Genomic DNA, 24,131 nt, shown 5'->3' on the forward strand with positions numbered 1-24,131 from the left:
GTTCAAAATCACCGCGAGTCCTTGATGGTCCGAGTCTTTTTCGTGCCCTTCTTGTCAACTCTTAAGCCGTGAGGTCGACCCGGTGCTTCCGGTAACGGTGGCAGTCGATCTGCACCTCGAGTCCTGACCCAAACCCGACCCTGGCTGGATACCCCTTCGTTTCCACGACCACGGCGACGCGATTGTCGCCGAAATTCGGGCTTGTACATCGCGTGAATGACACAGGTGCGCCGTCCTTCTCGTCGGCTCAAGCCCGGACTGCGTGTCCCCCACCCTGCAGCAAACACAGGCGACCACAGGAAGTAGCGTTCTCGTCTATCCGGTCCCCCAATGGGGAGGGCCCGAGGCACCTGAGGGGGACGCATGCCGGTTTATCGACACCGAGGTTGCGCAAGTCCAAGCGGACGCGCTCGCGCGTACCCGTGGGTGTGACCGACGACACCGCCGCGGCAGTGCTCTATGCGCCCACAGTCTCATCGCCTCTGGCCAACACATGCGCGGTCATGGCGGCGAGCCCCGTCAAAAACGAGGCACAGGGTATTCGCGTCTCCTGGAACGGGTCGCGGGGCCTCACCCGCGGCGAGAAAGGGCCTCTGGACAGCCGTCAGTCATCGATACCGCCGCGCACACATTTGGAAAACCCCGTAAGGATGCGCGGTTTTTCGACCAGCACTTCCGCCAGACGACCGAGCCCCTCTTTCTTACGCAGCCAGCGGAGCACCGTGGACAGCAGGCGACGCCGACCGGACCGCGATACGCCAGCCCAGACCTGTCCCCCTTTGGATCAGGAAGCGGCCATCACCTCAGTGAACTCCGCGCGCCAGGCCTACAGGACGGCGGGAAGTGGATGGCAGCACGACCGCGGTAGCGGACCGCCGTGGCCACGCGGTCACAGCCACTGCTCCCAGGTCGTGGACGGTGCGCTCATGATAGTTGCCCACTTGGCCGGCACTCCCCGGGGAGGACGGGCGGACCATCGTGCCGGCGTCGAGCAGTTCTCTGCTGCATCCGGTCGGTGGATCGATCGCAATTACATCCGATGGCAACTCATGACTGGACAAGTCCTGACTATCAGACACGGCCACGGAAGCGGCTACTTCGAGTTGAGCGGCCTGCAGACGATGGCCAAGACGACGAACCTGGCGGTCAGCCTTCATTGTCAGGCCGCGCACTCGAACACCCGGGCCCGTCGGCGACTGGCCACAAACCTGACCACGCAGTCGACCTGGTCCGAGATTCTAAAAGCGCAGGCCACAGCACCGGCAATCAGTGGATACGACACCCTGGCACTCTCACCTGGCCGGCGTAACACTCCGTTTAACCCTGCCGACATAACAGCTACTAGGGAACGTTCGGACGAGGGAGAAGAACCGATTCAACTTTTCCGCACACGTGCCGCAAACTTACGCCCGGGATCTGATACCACCAAGCGGAGATGCGCAATCCCCATATTTCCATGTGCCCCAGAATGGCGATACGTCCGCCTCGAATTTCAGCACCGCCGTGTTGCGGCGATTCGGAATCTCGTGCGCTCGACTTGTCACCATTACGTTGGGCGAGCGGCAACCTCGTTGTGAAGGGTACTGACATGGACCGTCACGGAACGGATCTACCTGAAGGGTGCTTCGTCGACTTTCCTGACGCACCCGGACTTGGCAAGATCTCTAGCGTCGGGGACGGCCACAGCATCTGCATCGACTTCTTCGAATCCATCGCGCAACCCGTCGCGGCCACCGTAACGGTGTCGGAATGCACTCACGTCGAGGTCCCACCTGAGACACGCGCCTTCTGGCGGGACCCCGACACCCACCAATGGCGCGCGTGTCGAGTCAAGGGCAACAGCGGGTCGACCTACTATGTGCACTTCCCGAACTCTGCGTACGATTCGGCTGTCGAGGAACCGGACCTCTACGTCCGCTGGGACCGTCCCGTTGTCGACCCGGTCGATGTTCTGGTGACCGGCGGGAATGAGTCCGCCTACTTCTACCATTCCCGTATTCCGTTTCTGCACAACATTGTCGCCCAGGAAGCGGCATCATCCGGTATCTCCGCCTTGCTGTCGTCAGCCGTCGAACTGTACCCACATCAAGTCAATGCAGCATTGACCGTGCTTTCGGATCCTGTTCAGCGATATCTGCTCGCCGACGAGGTCGGATTGGGCAAGACCATCGAAGCCGGCTACGTGATCCGGCAGACACTGCTTGACAATCCCACCGCCACCGTCACGATTCTCGCGCCGGGCGGTCTGCGTACTCAGTGGCGTGAGGAGTTGTCGACCAAGTTCTTCACCGACGACTTCCCTCGGGCGCGAATCCGTATCTCCTCGCATGACACGCCGGAGAAGTGGTGCGCCTACGCCGGTAGCGACCTCGTTGTCGTGGACGAGGCCCATCGAATTGCCCTTACAGGCGATCCGGCGTCGAGCCCGTATCGGGAACTTGTTGCACTCGCCCATTCCAGCGAGCGACTCCTGTTGCTCTCTGCCACGCCGGCCAGTACTCATTGGCGGATGCAATTGGGCTTTCTCCACCTGCTCGACCCGGAGTTGTACTCCTGGCATCGAACGGATGAGTTCGAGCACAAGTATGCGATTCGTACGAAATTGGCGGATTCGGTGTACCAACTGGACTCGGAATACCCCCAGTACATCCGGGACGCCATCCAGGACATCACCGAGGTCATTCCGGATGATCCTCGATTCCAGGATCTCGGCGAGCGCGTTCTGTCCCATCTCGGCGAGTACGACGACGTGCGGGACGATGTCGATCCGGTCGTCTTCTCCGCTTGCGTCGAGGCCCTTCGCGCGCACATCAGCGAGACGTACCGCATCCACCGCCGCGTCATCCGCAACCGGCGTGCAATCGTCCTCCGGGAGAGTTCGACCTCAGAACTGCTCCCGTACGAAGTGCGGGGGCGTTCGACGCCGCACCGACTCCGGTTGGAATCCGATGTGCGCGGTGCTCACGACGCACTCGTGAACTGGCAGGTTCGCGTCGCGGAACACCTCGTCGACCACAGCCTGGAAGCGGATGCAGAAGAGTACGCGATCATCCTGGCAATCCTGGCGTCGCGGTTGCCCGGCCCCGTCAGCGACCTTCTCAACGCTCTGCGGTGGCGCGTGAACCGTGACCACGACGCTGCCCTTCGGGCTGGTCTCTCTGCCCCCGAGCGGGATGCCCTCGGCGCAGCGCCCATCCACGACTTCGAACACACCGTGATCGACCAACTTGCCGAAAGGGACACCCCCGAACTCGTTCGACAGGACACCAATGCCTTACTGACCGCCCTGCGCCCCGTTCTCAAAGCCGGCGAAAGGGGGATTGTCTTTTGCGGCCCCGGTTCACTGGCCCGAGACCTCTACGAGCGGATGCGTCAGCGATTTCCCAAGGCCTTGGTCGTCCTGCACGATTCGTCGATGTCGGACGAGGATGCTCACTCTAGTCTGACAACGTGGAATTCCCATGACACCTCCCACCGAGGAATCATCCTTCTCATCGACGCCTCCGGCGAGGACGGCTTGAACTTGCAGAAGGCCGATGTAGCGGTCCACGTTCGCGTGCCGTGGTCGCCAAACCAGTTGGAGCAACGACTCGGCCGTATAGATCGGTACCCCGGGCACGAACCCGGGGCACCTCGAATGCCGGCGCACGCGTACGCCGTGGGGGACCAGGAAGGCTCCGAATCGTTCTCCTCCGACTGGCTCGAACTGCTCGAGAACGGTTACCAGATCTTCGAGAACTCAGTCTCGTCCATGCAGACGTTCATTGCCCACTCCTTACCCTCTGTTTGGGTGCAGGCGCTACTTCGTGGGCCCGGTGCTCTCCGCCTGCAATCGGATAAGGTGCGCGAATCTCTCCAGAGCGAACGCAAGGAGATCGAGAAGTTCGACATGCTCGACTCCATCGACGACGCCTCGGCTGATCCAACAGAGGTCACGCGCCGACTCGATGCATTCGAAGCGGAATGGCGTTCGACCCAGCGTGCCACAACCGGATTCGCGGGTGCCGGCGAAGGCGGAATTAACGTGAGGTATTCCCAGGTGGACCGGCGTGGTTGTCCTCTGTTCACCTTCGACCTGCTCGGATCACGACCGTTCGTCTCCCCTCGGTTGTACCGTGAGGTCAGAGCGAAGACCCCCTCCATCGCGATGCAAGGGACGTTCAACCGCAACGCGGGCCTACGTGCCCCCGGTACTCGAATGCTGCGTAGAGGCAATCCGGTCGTCGACCTGCTCGACCGGGTTTGCCGTGTCGACGATCGCGGCCAAGCCTATGCTTTCGAACGCACCGCTCCAGGCGTTGATGGAGAACCACAGTCATTCTTCAAGTTCGACCTTGTGGTGGAACCGGACATCGGACCGGCATTGACACTTCTCCCGGACTCCGAATCCGCCGCTCGCGCGGTTCGCCGTAGGGCTCTGTCCATGTTCCCGCCGTTCACACTGGAAATATGGATCCCGGCGGCGCCCGACGCACCGTTACCTCTCGGGAGCACGCTCACACTCCTGCAGCGTCCGTACAACAACCGACGGGACCGAAACTTCAATGCTGAGCGCATCTCCAGGCTGCTGGAGGTGTTCGGCGGTTGGCGGGAATTCGAAGTGTCCGCTCGTCGCGCTCAGGACCGCGCAGTGAAGTATCTGACCGATACGTCTCAACTCGTCGAACGCTGCGAGGAACACGCCGCTCGCACCGAGGTCAACCTCGAGGTGCTGCGTGCTCAGAGTGAGGCGCGCCGGGCTGCAGGCAGGCTCCTTTCAGATTTCGAAAGCCAGCAACTCGATCTCAAGGTGGGTGATGCGCTCGTGTCGGGGATCCGGCAACCCCAGATCCACACCGTGGCGGCCGGTTGTGTGGTGCTGACCGATCCGAAACAGAGAAACTCGTGACGTATTCCGAAACGACGCGAACCGCCCAGCGCCTTCTTGACGCGTGGCCCGATGTTCCGAAGGAGGACAACCTCCACGGATGTGCACGGCGGTTTCGTGACGCCCTGCTCGGAGTGAAGTCCGGCGAAGCCGCAGTCGGGGATGTCACGAGTCTGGCACGCCAGATCATTCTGGACGGACGTGCACGCGGATCGGCCAATGAACTCCTCTTTCGCCGGTCCGCCGAACTGCCTGATGCGACCGACTGGTCACGAGCAGGCTGTCACGCGATGACTATCGGCGACCGCTCACGCATCACCGCCGAGTGGTGGCATCCGCCGACGACGGACGACATTTCTGGCCGTCACGCGACCGAGGACATCCGAGAGATCTATCGCGGCGAATTCTCCATTGCCAAAAGGCATCTCAAGAGCCTCGTCGGCGATCCGTTCTGGCAAGAGGCACTCGGCTACCGTACGTACGTATCCACCGGCCAGCGCCAGGCCGCCAGGTCGGTCGCGCTCGCCCCTCCCGGAAGTACGACGGTCGTGTGCCTACCCACCGGGCATGGCAAGACCGCGGTGGTCCAGGCACCCATCCTTCTGGACCGGGAAGGACAGGGGGTGTCAATTGTCGTCGTTCCGACCGTTGTCCTTGCACTCGACATGGAACGCCGATTTAAGGAGTTGGTTCGCGACCGGGGTCTTTCCCCCAGTTCCACCGATCGCTACGCCTACACCGGCGACCTTCCGGACGAGGTCAAGGCAAGCATCCGTGACGAGATTCGGCAGGGGAGACAGCGTGTCGTCTTTACGTCACCGGAGGCTCTGACCTCCGCCCTTCGACCGGCTGTGGAAACTGCTGCCCGCGAGGGGAGATTGCGGTATTTCGTTCTCGACGAGGCACACTTGGTCGAACAGTGGGGCAACGAATTCCGTCCGGAGTTCCAGTCCATCTCACACCTGCACCGCCGTTGCTTGCAACTCGCCCCCTCCGGGCGCGAACCTGTCACGGTCACCATGAGTGCCACCCTCACAACCCACCAGATAACCACGTTGACAGATCTTTTCGGGGGAATTTACAGTCCGGAGGTTGTCTGGGCAGCGCAGCTCCGTCATGAGCCGAGTTACTACGTCAGTCGATTCGGGGACGAGGACGACCGGACGGCAGCGGTTCTCGAAGCCGTCGTGAAACTACCCAAACCGATGGTTCTCTACGTCTCCCGGAAGGAGGACGCGCCTCGGTGGGCCGAATTACTGAGAGATCACGGCCTTAATCGTACCACTGTGGTCACCGGCGACAACGACGACGACGAACGTCGTGACGCTCTGGAGGGTTGGGCAGGTAGGGCACATAACGGTGCCGCGACGACCACGCGTTACGACATCGTCATCGGAACGTCCGCGTTCGGCGTCGGCGTCGATCTGAACGACGTCCGGTCGGTGATCCATGCATGCCTCCCGGAGACGATTGATCGCTACTACCAGGAGGTCGGGCGTGGCGGCCGGGACGGACAACCGTGCATCGCCTACCTAGCCGTTGCCGAATCCGACCTTGCAATCGCCAGGTCTCTCGGACAGCAGAAGTTGCTCACCGCCGAGACCGCCCTCAAACGGTGGAACGCGATGTACGCCACCCGAGAGCGACTCGGCACAACGGTGTACCGTCTCGACACCAACGCTCGTACAGCGCAACAGTCCGAAGGATATGAACGCCACCGGACGTGGAACATTCGGCTCCTCAATCTGATGACACGCTCCGGACTGATCGAGTTCAACGACCCGACACCTCCCGAATCGGATCCCTCATCGACTTCAGAGCAGCGCGCCGCCCTTCTCACGGGCTTCTACGAGCGGTATGGCGACCATGTGGATGTCACCATCACGGACACGTCCTTGTTCGACGAGAAGGTGTTTTCGGCCCGGATCAACGCGACACGCGACGCTATACGCCACGCGAACGACCGCGCGACGAACGCAATCTTGGACGTTCTGTCGAACAAGGAGTGCATTGGCACGCTCCTGAGCAAGCACTACGCCGTCGCGCGCAATGGTGTGTCACTTCACCCCGGCGTCACCTGTCGGGGCTGTCCCGCCTGTCGACGCGCCCGCGATGCGTCAAACGGGTTCTTCCGTCTGGCTCCGGAACCTTATCCGTTCGTCGCTGGTTATGAAGCCACCGACCTGGACGACCCTCTGGCTCGACATCGTGGATCGTACTCCCACGTCAGCCTGAGGTGGTCCGCCTTCGGTACGCCTCGATGGGAGATCGAACGGGTGCTCCGCGAACTCGTCGGTCGCGGAGTGCGGGTGGTGGGAGGTCCGGGAGCGCCTGACTCTCTGCTGAGAATATTGCAGCGTGAACTCCGCCCCGCACCGATCATTGCGGACCGGGACGATTCACTTCTCGTGGAGTATCCCGGGACAGTGGTCTGGGTCGCGTCGCCCGAGGACGATCCGTGGCCGGCCGACTTGATCGCCCGCCTGAATTCTGTCGACCGCACATATGTTGTGCACTCCGAATCCGATTGGGAGACAAGAGCAACCTACAGCCGCGACATCCCCTTCTTCCCTTCGCACTCGATCACCACAGTTCTGGAGCATTTCTGACATGGGCCTCATCAACGTCGACGATCCCCTCCCCTGGCACACCTGGGCGACAGTCCGGTTGCTGCTCGCCACTAAGGATCGGTCCCTTGCCGAAGCGGAGGCACAGGCGTTGCTGGCCCCTCCGTCGCTGAGTGAAAAGTCCTCGTCGATCTTCCGCAAGACGACGCGACTCCTCACAGATCTGGGGCTTTTGAACAGTTCGGACGGTATGCTGAGTATCGCCGATGACGACTTGGCTGCCGTTCAACGCGACGACGTCGAGTCGTTCACTGGTTTGTTGCGACGTGCTGTCTTCGCCGACGAGCAAAATACCGATCTCACGGTACCCACCGGCGAGGTCAGCCGCACGGGTGCCCTCGACCTTAACCGTGCTCTCGCGTGGTTTCTGTCCTTGGACTCGTATGCCGGATACGATCTCGACGCTGAACTGGCGCGGGCCTACACAGCATTGCGCCCGGAAGCCGGCACCAAGGCGCTGGTGAACAAGGAACGGTTGCCACATTTCGGGGCGTGGTCCCAGTTCCTCGGCCTGGCCAGAACCCGTGTTGTCATCGCCGGGGGCAGGGGCACGGAGAATGACTTTCAATCCCGGATCGCACCGGACTGCACAATTGCGGTGCGCAGCGTCCTCCGTAAGAGTAGCGAGATCACCAAGGATAGTCCCGTTCCCGCGCCCGCTGTTCTCCTTCTCCTAAGGAAAGAGATCCCCGTTGTACCTGGTGGGCGACACTCCATGACGGTGGGTATCGCTCCACCGGAGGCCGACACAGGTGGAAGCGTCCTTTCCTACGCTCTGCTTCGGGGGCAGGACGAGGGATGGCTGGCGCTGGACAGACTCAGCGACTCCGAGCACCGAGTCCACTTGGTCGATCCTGATACCGGCAGCAATATGAAGTCCATCTCCCATATCACGATGGTGGAGTGAATCGTGTCCGAGTTCGTCAATTTTCTGTGCTGGGACCCGATAACGGTCCCGTCATCCATCGCTACCGAAGCCGTCAGTGCCGATCGCGAAGTCTTTCTCGCCACGCACTCGCCACTGCGGATCAATCAGGCTCGTCTGCTCGGAAACACCGACATCGTGAACACCGGCAGTACCGTCCGCGAAGAAGACGTGCTGAAGGACTTCCTCGAAGCCAGGTCGACAACCGGCGCCCTGCTAATGCCGATTGTCGGCGGGTCCGGTTCGGGTAAGTCCCACCTCGTACGTTGGGTAAAGGAGAACATCCCGCAGAGCGAGTCCCGCAAGGTTATTTACCTGGAGAAGTACAAGACCAGTCTGCGTGCCGTCATCGGAGCGCTTACCGAGGATGCCGAGTCTGGCGTTCTCGCCGATCTACGACGCGACATCGATCATTTCTCCGAAGGCACCTCGGAGACGAAACTTGCCTACGATCTTCTTGATCAATTGGCGGCAGCACTGCATCATGCCATTCCCGCTCGCGACGATCGACACGGCCGGACGTTGCTCGGGGAGAAGGGTCTACCAGTCCTTCTCCATGACCCTGTGATCCGGAGCCGCATGCTCCGCCCGGATCGGTTCATCCCCCAACTTGCCCACCAACTTCTCGAGGACAAAACGGGCGGGGAAGCGGAGCGGCCGCCCGGATTCTCCATGAGCGACCTGCCCGTTGACATCGATGCGCGAGTACTCGAGGACGCAACAAAGCTGTCAAAGAACCTGATCCGTCGGTTGAGCACCAGCGACGAACTTCAGTTGGCTGCGGTGCAATTGCTCAATACGCATCTCGAGGCCGCGGTGAAGAAGGCGACCAATCTCAGCGGGGGTCGTCTCGGGGACGCCATGCGCACAGTGCGTGAGGAGTACAAGAGGAAGAAGCCTAACCAGGAGATCATTCTGCTGATCGAGGACTTCGCTCTGATCCAAGGAGTCCAAGGCGACCTGTTGGATGCAATCCTCGAACCGTCCACCCGCGAAGGCGTGGAGTTCATGGCTCCGATTCGGACGATGATGGCTGTCACTACCGGTTACTTCCACCGGATGGACGAGACCGTCCTGACACGTATCGGGGCGACGAGCGCTCACGTCTACAACCTCGATGTCACCTTCGACGACGACCAGGGAGCGGACCTGACTTCAGACTTCGTCGGCAGGTATCTCAACGTTGCACGACTGCTCTCCAAAGAATCCACAAAACATACAGTGGCTACGGAAGCGAACGCCTGCGACGGATGCCCCTTCCAGTCCCCTTGCCACGATGCCTTCGGCGTCTCCCCGAGTCGTGGGTACGGACTCTATCCTTTCAATAAGGACGCATTGACACGAATGGTCCACTCAACCGCAGGCGATGACCCACAACGCTTCACCCCACGAACCGTACTGAGCAAAGTCGTGATCCCCATTCTGAGCACTCATGCCGACGACTTGTCCCATGGGCGCTTCCCTAGCGAACAATTCGATCGCGAATTCCCGGTGTCAACAGTCGATTCAGCACTGCCGAGCAACCTCGCTGCGGACATCGATCGGAACGACCCTTTCGATGCGAACCGACGAAAGACTCTGCTCACTTTCTGGGATGACGGGGGCCGTAAACAAATCAGTGCAGATCTCCTGCGTGCCTTCAAGATGTCTTCTCTTTCCCTCTCGTCCGAGGGCACACCACATCTCGCCCCCGCACCGCCAGTACACACTCCTGCGGCATCAGAGCGCGACAAACAGGATCGACAGCGGCAGACCGCTTCCTCCGCGGGCCTGCCTGCGTCACTCGAAGGGCAACTGACCGCGATCGAGAGGTGGGGGACTCGCCCGGACTCCCCCCTTACCGATGCGGAAATCAGCCGAGTCGTGCGGGGGTTTGTGGCGCGTACCGTCTCCGATGCCTACCTGTGGACCTCCCCCATCACCAAGTCCTTGAATCAGAGCGACATAGCGTCGTTCTGGTGGAATAGTGCCGGCAAACCTGTCTCGATCGAGGATGCGAACGAAAACGTGGGGAAGGGCACAGAGTCCCCGATCTACCTCAAACGTTCGCCGGAGAACGCCCTGCTCTTCCAGGAAATTCACCTGGCCAAGTATTACAAGCGTGGCATAGCAGGTCGACACAATCGACGGCTGGCCACCCTGGCCGAGGAGCATTCCTCCACATTCTCGCGTGAACTGCAGGAGCAGCGATATTCGTCCGACGACGTGCTTGTTAAAGCAATGGTCGCATCGCTGATCGGCGCTGCACTGTTCGGTCGGGTTCGGCCTCAGACCCCAATTGCCGAACTCATGTCGGCACTTTTCGACGATGGGGTGTCATGGACGCTCCAGGATCTGCCGTGCCGAGTCCCTAACTGGGAGATTCTCGCAAAACAGCACCAGGTTGCGCGGCCCACCCTGGTCGCCCAACTTCGTGAAGCGTTCGGTATCTCCAAAGGCACCACTGGTGCGGTGCTGTACCTCGACGCCGCACGCGTCCTGCCCCTCCTGGATCGCGCTAAAAAGGTCTGGACCTGGGATCCCCCCACAGACATTCCCAAATGGCTGACGCCCGCCTCGAAATCACTGTCGAAGTTCCCCACGACCGTGACCGAACAAACGACCGCGCTGAAGGACAGGATCGAAACAATTCGACAATTCGTCCCGCGAGGTGTGACGTGGCCGGAAATCGTCGCCGGTGTACGTGCCTCACTGGATGCATCAGTCAACGCAAGCCTCCCGGTAGCACCCGACATAAGTGCAGAATTGCAACGCTTCACATCGGAACAAATCGATGTCGGTTGGACAGAAGTCATCGCCATTGAGAACGACCTGGCACGGATCGACGAAGCGACAACCTCGGCCGACGAACTTCATTCTCGAAGTGTCGTCGCAAGTTCGCGACCGCATGCCGTCGACTTTGGCAACATCGTCATGTTTCTCGCGACGGCCGACAGGTGGCTTGACGCCGCTCTGAGTGCGCAATCACTCAGTTCCGCGTCGGACATCGTCGACGCTGCATCCAAGGAAGTAGCGGACGTCGTCGAAGAATGGGCGCACATTCTCGATCCGGTGGGAGACGAATCGTGACCGAAACAGCGAACACACCCCGTCATCTGCTCGAAAAAGCACAGAAGTTGACGGCCCTTGCCGACACGTTAGGAGCCGAGCGTCAGCAGAAAAACGAGGCCGAACGAATCTCGCAGCGGACCCAAGAGTTGCGCACCGCTGTCCATCTGCTGGATTCAGCTGTGAAAGCTGCCCGGGCTGTGGAGGAACTCGATTCCTCGTTCGACTGGGGAGTCGACGAAGCCCGCGCGCGACAGCGCAAGTTCGTCGGAGTCATCAAGCGGTATCCCATGCCAAGCGATACTGTATTCAACTCGGCCTGTGAGGATGTCCGCAATTTCGCTGACACTGTCGAGCGCAAATCACGTCGTGCGTGGACTGTTTGGAAAAACCAGGCGCTGGCTGTGCTTCCGACGTCACGGTTGGTCACTCTCGATCCGCCCGAGCAAAAGGAAGCGAATCGACTACGCGAGAATCTCTTCGAGATCGGAACATACAACGATCCCACTCCTCTATCAGTCCGGCTGTTCCAACGAGAACTCCGCGAATTGACAGCGCTGCTGGAAAACGCTCCCGAACTTCCGGCCGAACTCGAAGGTATCTATCGGGAACTGAGCATGAACGGGGTCGCTCTGTCCAATGTCGATGATGAAACGATTGCTCTGCTTCGCCGGACTGGGACGCTATGCAACCGGATCGTGCTGAAGGTGATTCACTCGTGACGGAGAGACTCCCAAAGGATTTCCTGAACGAACTCCTCAACCGGTGCGAAGATCTCGAACTCCCATTTTTGTCGTGGGGGCTGACCGACGCCGCTCTCGACGAGGAAGAAGTCCTCGCGGCTATCCGCGCAGTTCAACATCACCATCCGGGCGTTTGTCTGCCAGCGGAAGAGGTCCTGGAGCACTGTGTGTCCGACCTGGCATTGTTTCTCCGACTCCCAGACCGGAACACGCCGAAATACCGCACGCGTATCGCCGAGGCGGTCCGTCTGACAGCGAACCTCCGGCAATTGTTCGCGCCGAGGGATCCGAACGATCACAACTCCTGGCGCACCGGAAAGAACCTGGTCGCCGATTATCGTCTGCACGTTGCCCCACGACGGTATCCGCGGCGTGACGTTTCCGCCGAAGAGTTGGTGCGAGATCTGTTCTCCGCTCCGGGGTCACATTCGATTCAGAAGGAAGTGATCACCGCTCAGACTCGGGGGCGATTGCTCTCGCGATTCCAGGTCGATTCCGCCCGCGCCATCTTCACCGGGATTCGGTCGACGCGAAACACTGCTGTCGTCGTCGGCGCGGGAACCGGTAGCGGGAAGACGCTGTCGTTCTACCTGCCGGCGTTCACGGACCTGGTGAATCAGGTTCGCGAGAACGGTCGGCATGTCGTCCACACGTTGGCTCTCTACCCTCGCAAGGAGTTGCTACGCGACCAACTGGCCGACGCCCTGTCGACCGTGTTGACCCTCAATCCCTTGCTCGCCCGACATGGTCTGCGTCCCCTCCGTCTCGGCGCACTGTACCAAGACGTACCCTCCCATCCCGGAGCATGGATCTTCTCAGGACAAGTCACACGAGACTCGGCCTGGGTCAAAACTTCCAAGGGGTGGGTCTGCCCGTTCGTCCCCTGTCCTACAGACGACTGCGATCACGGTAGACTCATCTGGGCCGACCATGATCGTCGTGCACGCCGCGAACGACTGCAGTGTGACTCCTGTGGTCTAGAGATCGACGGCGCCGTTCTCGCGCTGACGCGGGAGTCCATGCGGACGTCTCCACCGGACTTGCTCTTCACCACCACCGAGATGCTGAATCGGGCGAGCACAGATCCGAATCTCGATTCCTTGACCGGATGGTCCGTGCACACTCCGCATCTAGTACTGATGGACGAGATTCACACGTATTCGGGTGTACCGGGCGCCCAAGTCGCACACTTGCTCCGCCGATGGCGCAGCAAAGCCACTCGCTCGGTCACCTTCGTTGGACTGAGTGCGACTCTTCGTAACGCGGATACGTTCTTCGGTTCGCTCGTGGGACTGGACAGTAGAAATGTTCGCTACATCGAACCCCGCGAATCCGATCTGGTATCGGAAGGGCGGCAGTACTCGCTGGCACTTCGCAACGATCCCGTTGCCGGAGCCAGTGTCCTCTCGACCTCCATCCAGGCTGCAATGCTCCTGGGCCGAATTCTCGACCGCGGAGCGTCCGACGGAATATTCGGTTCGACCGGATTTCTCTTCACGGACAATCTCGACGTCACCAACCGCTTCTACAACGACCTTCGCGACGCCGAGGGCGGACAGTCGCGGAACGGCGTTGGAGGTGGTTGGCGGCCAGTCCTGGCCGCCCTCCGCTCGTCACGACGTCCGAACCACATGGAACGATTCCGCGATGGACAGTCTTGGGACATCGTCGAGAGGATCGGCCGAACCCTCGATCCGGAACTGCGAACGGGTGCGTTGCGGATCGGCCGTACGTCCTCGCAGGACTCAGGCGTATCCTCGACCGCCGACCTCATCGTCGCGACTGCATCGCTGGAAGTCGGATTCAACGACAGTCGGGTGGGCCTGGTTCTTCAGCACAAAGCGCCGTTGAACTCCTCCGCGTTCATCCAACGACGCGGACGTGCCGGTCGACAACGCGGCACGCGCCCCCTCACCGTGGTGTCACTCTCCGACTACGGTCGCGACCGCTTTGCTTACGAGAGTTACGAGACGCTCTTCGACCCCGAAGTCGAGGCGCGATCGCTGCCCGTTACCAATCGTTTCGTACTGAAGATCCAGGGAACCCACGCGCTGCTGGATTGGTTGAACACCCAACTGCGCCGTCAACACCGGTTCATCAACGTTCGAGACGTGCTCACGGCGCCGAAGTCCGGCAAGAAGACCCCCCCGCGCGCACATAGGGAATCGGTGATCAAGCTACTCCAACGCGTGCTGAACGACACGGCCGTCCGAGATCAACTGGCCGAACATCTGCGGCGAACGCTCCAGATCTCCGAGGAGCACGTCCAAGCCATCCTGTGGGAACAACCACGGTCGATCCTGCTGGCCGTGGTCCCGACAGCGCTTCGCAGGCTGCGTTCGAACTGGACGCCGGTAAGTCCGGATCCCGGCGCCACCCCTGACTCGCTGCTGCCCGAATTCGTCACTCGTGCATTGTTCTCCCAACTCGACCTCCCCGAGGTCATGCTTCACCTTCCCTTCACCGACGAACCCGAGTACATGCCTATCCTTCAAGCCCTACGGGAAGCGGTACCCGGTCGGGTGAGCCGCCGCTTCGGTCATCGCCGCGACGATCACCGCACCTGGCTCCCCATGCCGGACAATCCCGACGACGTGATCGACCTCGACACCTTTGTCGTACTCGGCGAAACCCTGGGAGTCCGACGAGACGACACCACCGGCGGCAAGGTCATTGCAGTGCGGCCGTACGAGATCGCACTGGCAGAGCCGGACAAGGATGTCGCTGACCGGTCACAGGCGATCCCGGCGTGGTCAACGGAGATCACGATTCGCCCCTTTACACCCCTGACTCCGGCGGACATCCCCTCGACGTCGTCCTGGGAGAGGACAATTCAGTCCGTGGAGTTCGCCATGCACAGCACGGGCAATCCCGTCGATGTGCACAGGACATCCGCTGAGGCTCATGTCGATTTCGTGAACGGGCAGGGCCAGACATCACGCCACGTGATTCGCTACTCCCGACGAGGTGAGCCCGCCGCTCTAGGGTTTACGCTCCCCGTCGACGGGATCCGCTTCCGCATTGCCCCACTCGATCTGGAGAACGACCGCGTACGCGAACACTTACGTTCACCGCAATGGCGCACATACGCTTTCCTTCAGGAGTTCACCAATGATGCGGAACTCGCCGATGTGGTCAACCCGTTCCAGGCCGGGTGGCTCGGGCAGGTGTATTTGACGGCGTTCGCACTGACCACTGCCGAAGGCACGGTGAACCGTTCGGATGCGGTGTCTGCACTGTCCCACGGTGGATGGGCAGTTCACCTTCCGGAGATCCTCCGAGTGCTCTATCGAAACGACTCGGACGAGGAGTGGACCGACGAAAGGCTCGTGGCAGTTCTATCCGAACTCTCCGACCATCCTGAGGTCCGCAGGGCAATCGATCGCGCAGCGCAGGTCCTTGTTGCCGACAACATCACTGATCGGACCTCGAAGCTGGCTCGGCGAACCTATCTCGATACCCTTGCGGGCGCTGTGCTCGCCACGTGTCTTCGAGCCTGCCCGGACGTCGGCGACTCCGATCTCGTCGCGGACGTCACAAACATCGACGAGATCGGTGCCGCCGATGTGTGGATCACCGAGACCTCCGTCGGTGGGACCGCGTTCGTCGAAGACATCGCGCGGTTCTATACGTCCGACCCACGCCGGTTCTGGTCGCTGACCGAGTCCGCACTCGGACCCACCGAATTCGAGTACGTCGACGTCGCACTCACCTCCCTGCTGCGGCACGTTCAAAGCGACCCGAACGGCGAACTCGCTTCCGCACTGCAACGCCTCCGCAGTGATATCGGCGCCTCCGCATCGATCGATGCCCTACGGACTCTGCGACAGAGGTGGGGTGCGATCGATTCCCCACCCCGTCATTCCGCGCTAGCAGCCTTGTCGAGCAGATTGTTGAGGAAGGGCTCCGGGCCGTCCACCGATACCGCAGTCCTCGAACTAATCGACAACTGGGACGCGTGGGAACTGACGTCGGGTATCGAACTGGACTCCCGCATCGTGGCATATCTCTCCGCCACGCGTAGAACTTCGTCGATGAACGCGGACCAGATCTTTAGCCTTCTGTGGCCGCGGGGGCCCGTCGCCAGAAACCGCAAGTTGATGCACTATCAACCCTATCGTCGTGAACTGCTGCTGGACCGATTGCTGGCCAGTGCCTCTCTGTCCGATACCGCTCCAGCCGTCGATGTCACCATCGACGGCTGGGAAGACAACTATCGCACGATCCTGCAGACCTCATCCACGGTCGACCTGTGGTGCCCCGTCTCCGCAACGGCGACACTGGCCGACGCGCTGATCCGGATCCCGGCGCTTCCCGTCTTCCAGGGGCACCTGACGTTGTACGGACAGGTTCGCGGCGTTCGGAGAAGTGGGACGACTTTGACGGCACGGGTCGAGATTTCGGAGTCTCTGCAATGACACGGTTGGAACGTACGATACGCACGAGTTGGGCCACCGGGATCAAAGCTGACACATTCTTGCAGACCGTAATGGTGTCCGAACTACTCTCGCCGAGCAGCGACTTGTGGGTGGTCTCCCCGTGGATCACCGATGTCGTCGCGGTCGACAACAGTCACGGTTTCTACGACGACATGTTTGAGAATCCACCGACCCGACTCCGCCTGGCTGCGACATTGGGCATCCTTTCCGAGCAAGGATGCCAGGTCAGAATCGTGACACGATCCGACCCGCACAATGATGCGTTTCTGGATCGAGTGGCGAGCGCTGCTCCGCACATTCTGATTGCCATCGACGAAGGCGACTGGGTCCACGAGAAGACCTTGTGTGGCCAACACTGGATCATCACCGGATCGATGAACTTCACCATCAACGGGATGGAACGGAACGACGAATACACCACCTTCCAGTACGGCGGAAGCCTCCCCGCACAGACCCGCATCGACCTCAACGCACGCTGGAAGGAGCAACTCCATGTCCGACGTTGAACTCGACATTGAACGCCTGCTCACCAACTTCTTCGGCGAGGGCAACGCGGCATGGCCCGGGATGGACCCATCCTATCGATGGTCGTCGCGGGTGGTCCCCTTCGTCGATAACGCGCGCCGCCGCCAGCACGGACCATTGGTGCTGCCACGCATGTCCTACAACGGGAACCTGTTCGTTCTGTACGTCATCGTTCCCGATCCGCGGGAGACTGTGTTCGTCACGGAACTGATCCGCTCGTTCGCCGGCCCGACCCTGATTGAAGACTTCGATCGCGCGATCGTCCCCGTGCAACCAGATCAACGGGACGTGGTGGAACGCGGCATCGCTGCGGCCGCGCCGCGAGCATCACTCCTCAAACTCCAGGCGGCATCGTCGAATGAACTCCGCAAGGAGTTGACCGACTCGATGTTCTCGATGCTGAACATGATCGCCCAGAGGCCGCGGCGGGAACTGCGGCAACGCAAACCGATCGGCCGACTCTTGGCTGAATTCGATGCGGCCCTGGCATCGGGAGCGACGGATGCTTCGCTAGAGATCGTGCATCAGATCGAAAAGCTCGGCGGAATCACGGCGACGAATCTCGCCGCCCTGAAAATCCGGCGCCTCGACAAACTGGGTCACAGCCGTGCTCTTCTCGATTACGACGGACTCGTCGACGTTCTGCTCCAGCACGTATCCGGAACGGTGTACGAATCGGTCCTCAACGCATTGTGGACGGAGTTCGTCGAAGACCCCGTCTCACGCGGCGACGTCGACAAGGCGCTTGCCACCCTCAGCGCATCGTCACTTGCGATGCGCCGGTTCCTGGACGTCGACTACTCCGGGTTCGGAAGTTACGCACTGAGCGTCATCGCCCTCCTCGCGCTCCACTTCGAAGTGGAGCGCGTACTTACCGACGTGTCGTCGATTCTGCTCGCCCCATCGTCCACTGCCATCGTTCCGCCAGCCATCCATTCCCTGCTGCGCGTCGAGGGCATCAACGATGAGGGACGTACACCCGCACCGTCGACGGATGGCGAGCAAGGACCGGTCCCAGCCGCGACGGTCGCATCGTGGAGCGAACTCTTCCATCACCTGGACACTTTCGATCCTGCCCGTTTGTCCCTCGAGGAATTCACGTCGTGGCCATCGCCAGCCGCCGACGACACTGCACTGGCCGACTCCTTCGATCGCCTCGGCGACAAGCACGCCGACATTGCGTGGTCGCTGGTAGGTCCGTTTCTGGAATCCATCGGATACTCCGAAGCCGCACCGTTCAGCGCCCGGGCACTGATCCGTAACGCAATTGCCTTCGACCGCTTCAGTCCGGGCGATCTCGCGACGATCGCAGCACTTTTAGAAATTGCACTTCGGTCAGGAATGAAGCAAGTCGACTACGTGGACCTGCTCCTCGAACTCCAGTCTTCTTACGAACAGTGGAGTTCTCCGGGCAACGCCCCCCTTGTGTTGGACCTGATTGATCGATTGGCGATGTCAGCGTGTCCCGATGAGGATGCGCGCCGAAACTTCACCACGACTGTCTTCTCTCCTCTCCTGCGCCACCTACCACGCCTGTACAACGTCGATCGAACCTTTGCCGCAAGGCTATCGACCGAAATTGGTCTCGAACTCGATTGGTCTCTGCACACCGCCGCGACAGACGCAGTCGAACCTGACCAATCGCCGTTGGCGGCGCAGAGGGTCCTCCTCTACTCGCTCGACGAGGGTGTGCTGACCCGGTGCGCGGAACAATTGGTACAAACCTTCTCGTCTCTAAGAGTTGCAACCTCGCACGATCACGTCGGCGGACCGCAACTCAAAGAGAAGATTCGTAACGCCGACATCGTTGTTATCGCGACGCGGTGCGCAAAGCACGCAGCCACCGGTTTCATCGGGAAATATGCTGAGTCGTCGAGGATTTTCTATGCGCAAGGAAGTGGATCGGCCTCACTCTTGCGCGCGACGTACGAAGCACTTGAGGCCGTTGCCCCGTGATCTCTGAATTGTGCATCCCGGGTGGCCGATGTCGTCAAGGTTTGGGCGGTGCGTCAATGGTCCCAGGCGATATGTTCGGCGTATTGAGTGTGACGTCCAGGTCGAGCGTGTCTTAATCGGATTCGAGTCCGGCCAGACTCGGTCGAGAAGCATCTCGCGTTGAAATCGGTGTGGCGGACCCAACGTGCTTGACGATCACTCGCCGACTGTTGATTATCGGGCCCCAACGCGGCAGAGGCCCCTGCTCGGGGTGAATACGTCTGACAAACGGGACCCGACTAGCCAATCCGGCGCACATGTCGGTGCGTGAGAACAGCACAACCGGGAAACTACCAGGAGAACGCGGTGAACCATGATTGGTGGCTGTGGCGACGTCGAGTGTTGTAGTAGTCGAGCCTCGGCACAAGGGCGGCGGCCGAATCATCGTTGGTGGCGAACACGTGCCGATACCCGCGCTCCGTTTGGAGGGCCCGGAAATGTCCGTTCGAATTTCCCCTTCCGACAAAGGCGCAATGGAGTTGACAAGCTCTGCGTGATCCCGAGATCGGCACAAATTCGGGGACCGATCCGGTCCTGACCGCGTCGTTCGACTTTCGAAATCCGACCACGTTCAGCCCGGTCTCCGCACTGGTCCGCGCCGGCATCGAGTGTCGTCGTGACCTTCTCGTGCAACCCGGCGACGCCGTCGTTCTCGCACCGGCGGATCCACCTGCTCGCGCACTTGCGGGTAATGCCCACCGCTGAGGCGATGTGTGCCTTCGGCCAGCGTTCGCGGTACCGATCGACTATCAGCACCCGGCCGTGAAACGTGGTTCAGGCAATAGCGTGGCGCACAAGAACCTCCGGATTGGTTGTGGGCCACAGACAAACCACACATCAACCGGAGTTTTCTCTTCGGTTCTAGCTGTTAGGCCCGCTACCACGCCCTGCCCGGGGTACACCGAGGACATCGTGGTTGACCGGGTATCGATCTGGAGGAGAACGTTCTACTTACTAGGAAGTGGGTGATGAGTGGTGGAGTGAACGAATCCGACATTGCCCAACACGCTCGCGCCAAGCCAATCCCAGAGCACCAGCGAACATATGAGATGCTCCTGTATACAGCGCTATCGTCTGCAGTTTGGATCGACGAAGGGGATTACATGACGTCCAAAGAACACACTTACAATGCGATTAGAGTTCAACAGAGGCCTTCAGCGCCCGCATTTTATATGATCGGAGCTCCCGCTCGGGAGATAACGAAATGGGCAGACGCGCCGCATAAAAAGACAACCCTACGGGCGGGCTATCAGCGGGAACTTGAGGAACGGCGGATCAACTCAATCGAAAAGTTTCTCAAGAACTCGCCGAACAATATTCTTCCATCCGCCGTATTGATCGCCGTTCGTACTGAAAATATTAGCATCGAAGAGTCTTCGGGGCAGTTCAAGATAACCATCACCTCCGATTCATTAGAACCTAACTCACTACGCCATAAAATTCTCACGGAGCTACGCGAACGGCTTAGCGACGAGGAGTTGCGGAATGTTCCTGAAATCTCTGAAGAATTGCAATTCTCCGATTTTGGCGATATTGACCTTGATCCAATTGCCACCCTCGATGACGAGGCCGATACGGACGCCTTGGCCCCCGATTCATATCTCTCATCTCTTTACGCCGAACTGTCGAAATTCGAATATTTGGATCCGAAACGCAAAAGGGAGATGGACGAGTTTGTCCATACCATGTCAGTTCCCGGACTGATCATGGACGGCCAACACCGAATTTTCGGAGCAAAGGAGGTTGCAGGCGAAGAAATCATCCTCCCAGTCGTTCTCGTCCCCGGACTTGAGCTGTCCGAACAGGTCTTTAACTTCTACGTTCTAAACAACAAAGCGAAACCCCTCGACAAGAGGCAACTTCGGTCAATAATTGCGACCTCACTAACGAAAGGGGAGATCGACGACCTTTACGACCGGTTCAGAACATCAGGTCTTCGAGCGGACGAGGCTCAATGGACCTATCGAGTGAATAGCGATCCAGACAGCCCCTTCAAGGATCTCATATCCCTTCGACTTGACGGCGATACCGCGCCCATTGATGACAATGTCATGGACCAGGTCGTTGCGCGGTTTATCAAACTCCCGAAGAGTTATCAGTCTCTCAAGAAGGGAGTCGATTGGGATTCGGGAGATCCTGATTACAGCCGCCGACTCGGTCTCTTTTACAGCCTCTGGAGAGCGGTAAAAGTTAAATACCCAATTGCTTGGGCCGCCGCGGAAAGTGGCCGCGGCAACGGTCAACTCTTTCAGAAAGTTGCATTGCTGCAACTTCAAGCCTACGTCCTCGAAGTATTGAAGCAGGTCGTTCCTTTCCAGGCCGAGTCGCCATTCGCTTCCCCGGACAAATTATACGAGGCGACCACTACAGCACTCGGCACCCTTCCCGAGGAGTTCTTTACGAAAGAATGGAAGAAGAAGGGACTCGACACAAATTCTGGGCGAATTTTGTTCCTTGAGCAACTTCAAAAAGTGGCTGCAGCAGACGGCAAGAGAATCGGTAGCTTCTCACTCTTCAAGGATGCGTGACGAGTTGCCAACAGAACTGGACTCAATACTCAGTCGGATGGTACTTGAGACAGAATCTTCCGATCGGAGAGGAAAATACATACGAGAGTGGGCACTCGACAAACTGCAAATGGACAAAGAGATTAACGACCATATCGATCAGTACATTCGATTGCGAATCGCACTTAGCCTCTGCCCCACGTCAGCGATTACCCACTCCAAGTCCGAACGACTGTCGAGGGCGGAAAAAATAGAGGAGCACCTCATTACGAATGAATTTTCCGGTAAAGAAAGCGCGACACAACTTGCCGCCGTGCTCGATAGCGTTTTAGACAAATGGCTAACGCAACGCGAGGACGTGAGTCAGTTTCGAGATGCCCTGTTTTTGCGAGATGGGAAACTCTGTCGCTCTTGTCGGGTCGATCTTCAATCGGCCCCGGCGATTGCGGAATCCGTGCGACGGCGAGATCGGTACAAGTTGATTTGGCTCGACCCCGAACGCCATCTCCAAGCTACTGTGGATCATCGTGTACCCGTGTCTCGCTTCGGCACAAACGAACTCGGCAACCTTGAATTACTCTGCAGATTCTGCAACGAGGGGAAGGCAGACGGCGCTCCAATGCACCTTAAACACGAAGTCGAATTGGGAACACAACTTCCCATCTCGCGACACTCGACAGGAGTTGAGGTTCCAGGAGGTGTCGTCGCCAAGTCGGCCATGATTACCTATAGAGTGCTGCGTCGAGACGAATTCCAATGTTCCCAATGCGAACAGGAGGATAGCGAATTGACCATTCGCAAGGTTTGCGAAACCGGACTCGCTGTGATTAGCAATTTGCGCGCGGTTTGCTACCCATGCATAGGTGGGGTGTAGCACGCGCAAGGGCCTTTGAACTTGAGCGTGGAAACTCGGTCTATGAGCCTTCGGAGATGTTCTTATCGCTCGGATCGGACAGTTACGGCTGACTACCCGGCGTGTCGCACACGATAGTAATGCGGACACCACGTGTGGGTAGTGCGGTCGCGATTGGCAATGTCGGGGATTGCCAGCATAGCTGGCAATCGGACCGCCCCTCGACTCAAGAAAAACACGGCCAATCCAGCACTGTAAACCAGCAAGAACGCGTTGGCTGACTTGAAACGGGAGAAATGACCTTGGCGTGTCCCCCTTGATTAGGTCCGGGTTGTTCTAGAGTCCTGATTGCCCTGGTCAGGGCGAAGAAGGGACGATAGGGATCATGGCGGGACGCAAACGTCACTCGGCGGAGGACATCGTTCGCAAGCTGCGACGAGCCGACGAGTTGGCCGCGGAAGGCAAGAACGGCGAGGAGATCGCCGCCGCACTCGAGGTGTCGGCGGCGACGCTGTACAACTGGCGTCGCCAGTACTCGGGTATGGACGCCGACGCCGCGAAGGAACTCAAAGAGCTACGGGAGCAGAACAGCCGGCTCAAGCGGTTGCTCGCCGATGCCGAGTTGTAGAAGGACGCGCTGCGGGAGATCGGCAAGGGAAAATTCTGAGCCCGACCGCCAAACGCGCCGCGATCACCCTGCTCACCGGCACCATGCAGATGTCGGAGCGGTTCGCGTGCAAGGTCGTTGGGCTCTCCCGATCCGCCTACCGGCGGCTGCCGTTGGCGCAGACACCGGACGACCCGGATGCCGATCTGCGCGCAGAGCTACGCGGGTATTCCCGCAAGCATCCGCGGCATGGGTTCCGTCGGGCGTGGGCGTGGCTGCGCTACGACCAGGGCGTCGAGGTGAACAAGAAGAAGGTTCACCGCCTGTGGAAGGAGGAAGGACTGCAAGTCCGGCGTGCCCCACGCCGCAAACGTGCCGGCCAGTCCTCCGTTCCGATCGTCGACGCGGATGCTCCGAATATTGTGTGGGCATTGGATTTCCAGTTCGACTCGACCGTCGACGGCAAGACGGTGAAGATCGCGTCAATGGTCGACGAGCACACCCGGATGTCGTTGCTGAACATCGTGGACCGCTCGATCACCGCCGACCGATTGATCGAGGGCTTGGAGAAGGCGTTCGCGATGTGGGGTGATCCGCCGCTGGTATTGCGCATGGACAATCGGCCCGAATTCATCTCCGAGGCACTGCGGGCCTTCTGCGCTGGGTCGGTGGGGGTGTCCTACATTCCGCCGGGCACGCCATGGAACAACGGGTTCATCGAGTCGTTCAACAACCGGTTGCGCGATGAGTGCCTGAACCGCAACTACGGGCCTACGCTGCTCAAGGCCCGCGTGGTGATCGAGGACTTCAAGAACGACCACAATCATCGACACCGTCATTCGGCGCTGGGTTACAAGACTCCTGCCGAGTACGCTGCCGGATGCACCCACCGGCACCAGCCCGTGGCGTGCGAGATCGACTGATCGACTGCACGTAGGAACCGGCTCTAGAAACAACCGGACCGACTATCGGGGACCTGCCAACCTCTCCGACGT

Annotated in this window: 11 protein-coding genes and 1 pseudogene; 11 read left to right on the top strand and 1 reads right to left on the bottom strand. The window is 59.9% G+C overall.

What is annotated here, in order from left to right; genetic code table 11:
- The first annotated feature begins 1,588 nt into the window (after positions 1-1,588).
- Genes dpdE through dpdD form a run of 8 tightly spaced genes read left to right on the top strand, consistent with a single transcriptional unit; the run spans position 1,589 to position 19,130 of the window.
- The gene (gene dpdE / locus R4P95_RS00240) at positions 1,589-4,888 is read left to right on the top strand and encodes a protein DpdE (protein ID WP_317746822.1); all 3,300 of its coding nucleotides are present in this window, start codon (positions 1,589-1,591) and stop codon (positions 4,886-4,888) included.
- Complete coding sequence (dpdF, locus tag R4P95_RS00245; protein ID WP_317746821.1) at positions 4,885-7,476, top strand: protein DpdF; 2,592 nt, start codon at positions 4,885-4,887, stop codon at positions 7,474-7,476. Before dpdE ends, dpdF begins: the two co-directional genes overlap by 4 nt.
- Before the next feature lies 1 nt (position 7,477).
- The gene (gene dpdG / locus R4P95_RS00250; protein ID WP_317746820.1) at positions 7,478-8,401 is read left to right on the top strand and encodes a protein DpdG; all 924 of its coding nucleotides are present in this window, start codon (positions 7,478-7,480) and stop codon (positions 8,399-8,401) included.
- A 3-nt stretch (positions 8,402-8,404) separates the two neighbouring features.
- Positions 8,405-11,488, top strand: a complete 3,084-nt coding sequence (gene dpdH / locus R4P95_RS00255; RefSeq protein ID WP_317746819.1) for a protein DpdH — start codon at positions 8,405-8,407, stop codon at positions 11,486-11,488.
- A complete protein-coding gene (locus R4P95_RS00260; protein ID WP_317746818.1) occupies positions 11,485-12,189 on the top strand; it encodes a hypothetical protein in 705 nt (234 codons plus the stop codon). Before dpdH ends, R4P95_RS00260 begins: the two co-directional genes overlap by 4 nt.
- Positions 12,186-16,628 carry a protein DpdJ gene (gene dpdJ / locus R4P95_RS00265; RefSeq protein WP_317746817.1) on the top strand — a complete coding sequence of 1,481 codons (4,443 nt, stop codon included), beginning with the start codon at positions 12,186-12,188 and terminating at the stop codon, positions 16,626-16,628. The genes R4P95_RS00260 and dpdJ overlap by 4 nt, the downstream gene beginning before the upstream one ends.
- A complete protein-coding gene (gene dpdK, locus R4P95_RS00270) occupies positions 16,625-17,155 on the top strand; it encodes a phospholipase D-like domain-containing protein DpdK (RefSeq protein ID WP_317753888.1) in 531 nt (176 codons plus the stop codon). The genes dpdJ and dpdK overlap by 4 nt, the downstream gene beginning before the upstream one ends.
- Positions 17,142-19,130: a protein DpdD gene (gene dpdD / locus R4P95_RS00275; protein ID WP_317746815.1), complete on the top strand. Its 1,989-nt coding sequence runs from the start codon at positions 17,142-17,144 to the stop codon at positions 19,128-19,130. Before dpdK ends, dpdD begins: the two co-directional genes overlap by 14 nt.
- A 420-nt stretch (positions 19,131-19,550) precedes the next feature.
- Here the strand turns inward: dpdD and R4P95_RS33470 are convergent, their stop codons facing one another.
- Positions 19,551-19,925, bottom strand: a complete 375-nt coding sequence (locus R4P95_RS33470) for a helix-turn-helix domain-containing protein (RefSeq protein ID WP_397517745.1) — start codon at positions 19,923-19,925, stop codon at positions 19,551-19,553.
- A 224-nt stretch (positions 19,926-20,149) separates the two neighbouring features.
- On the opposite strand from R4P95_RS33470, the gene R4P95_RS00280 reads away from it, so the two are divergent.
- From R4P95_RS00280 to R4P95_RS00290, 3 genes and pseudogenes are all read left to right on the top strand, one after another.
- Positions 20,150-21,697 (top strand): hypothetical protein, encoded by a 1,548-nt coding sequence (locus tag R4P95_RS00280; protein ID WP_317746814.1) that lies wholly within the window; start codon positions 20,150-20,152, stop codon positions 21,695-21,697.
- Positions 21,690-22,550: an HNH endonuclease signature motif containing protein gene (locus R4P95_RS00285; RefSeq protein WP_317746813.1), complete on the top strand. Its 861-nt coding sequence runs from the start codon at positions 21,690-21,692 to the stop codon at positions 22,548-22,550. The genes R4P95_RS00280 and R4P95_RS00285 overlap by 8 nt, the downstream gene beginning before the upstream one ends.
- 364 nt (positions 22,551-22,914) lie before the next feature.
- Positions 22,915-24,059, top strand: a pseudogene (locus R4P95_RS00290) (IS3 family transposase).
- The last annotated feature ends 72 nt before the right edge of the window (positions 24,060-24,131 follow it).

Source organism: Rhodococcus sp. IEGM 27 (assembly GCF_033142305.1).
In the GTDB taxonomy this organism is placed as follows: Bacteria; Actinomycetota; Actinomycetes; order Mycobacteriales; family Mycobacteriaceae; genus Rhodococcus_F; species Rhodococcus_F oxybenzonivorans.

Coding starts and splice junctions, on each gene's coding strand:
- R4P95_RS00285 (WP_317746813.1), top strand. CDS start 21,690: ATGCGTGACGAGTTGCCAACAGAACTGGACTCAATACTCAGTCGGATG.
- dpdK (WP_317753888.1), top strand. CDS start 16,625: ATGACACGGTTGGAACGTACGATACGCACGAGTTGGGCCACCGGGATC.
- dpdD (WP_317746815.1), top strand. CDS start 17,142: ATGTCCGACGTTGAACTCGACATTGAACGCCTGCTCACCAACTTCTTC.
- dpdE (WP_317746822.1), top strand. CDS start 1,589: ATGGACCGTCACGGAACGGATCTACCTGAAGGGTGCTTCGTCGACTTT.
- dpdG (WP_317746820.1), top strand. CDS start 7,478: ATGGGCCTCATCAACGTCGACGATCCCCTCCCCTGGCACACCTGGGCG.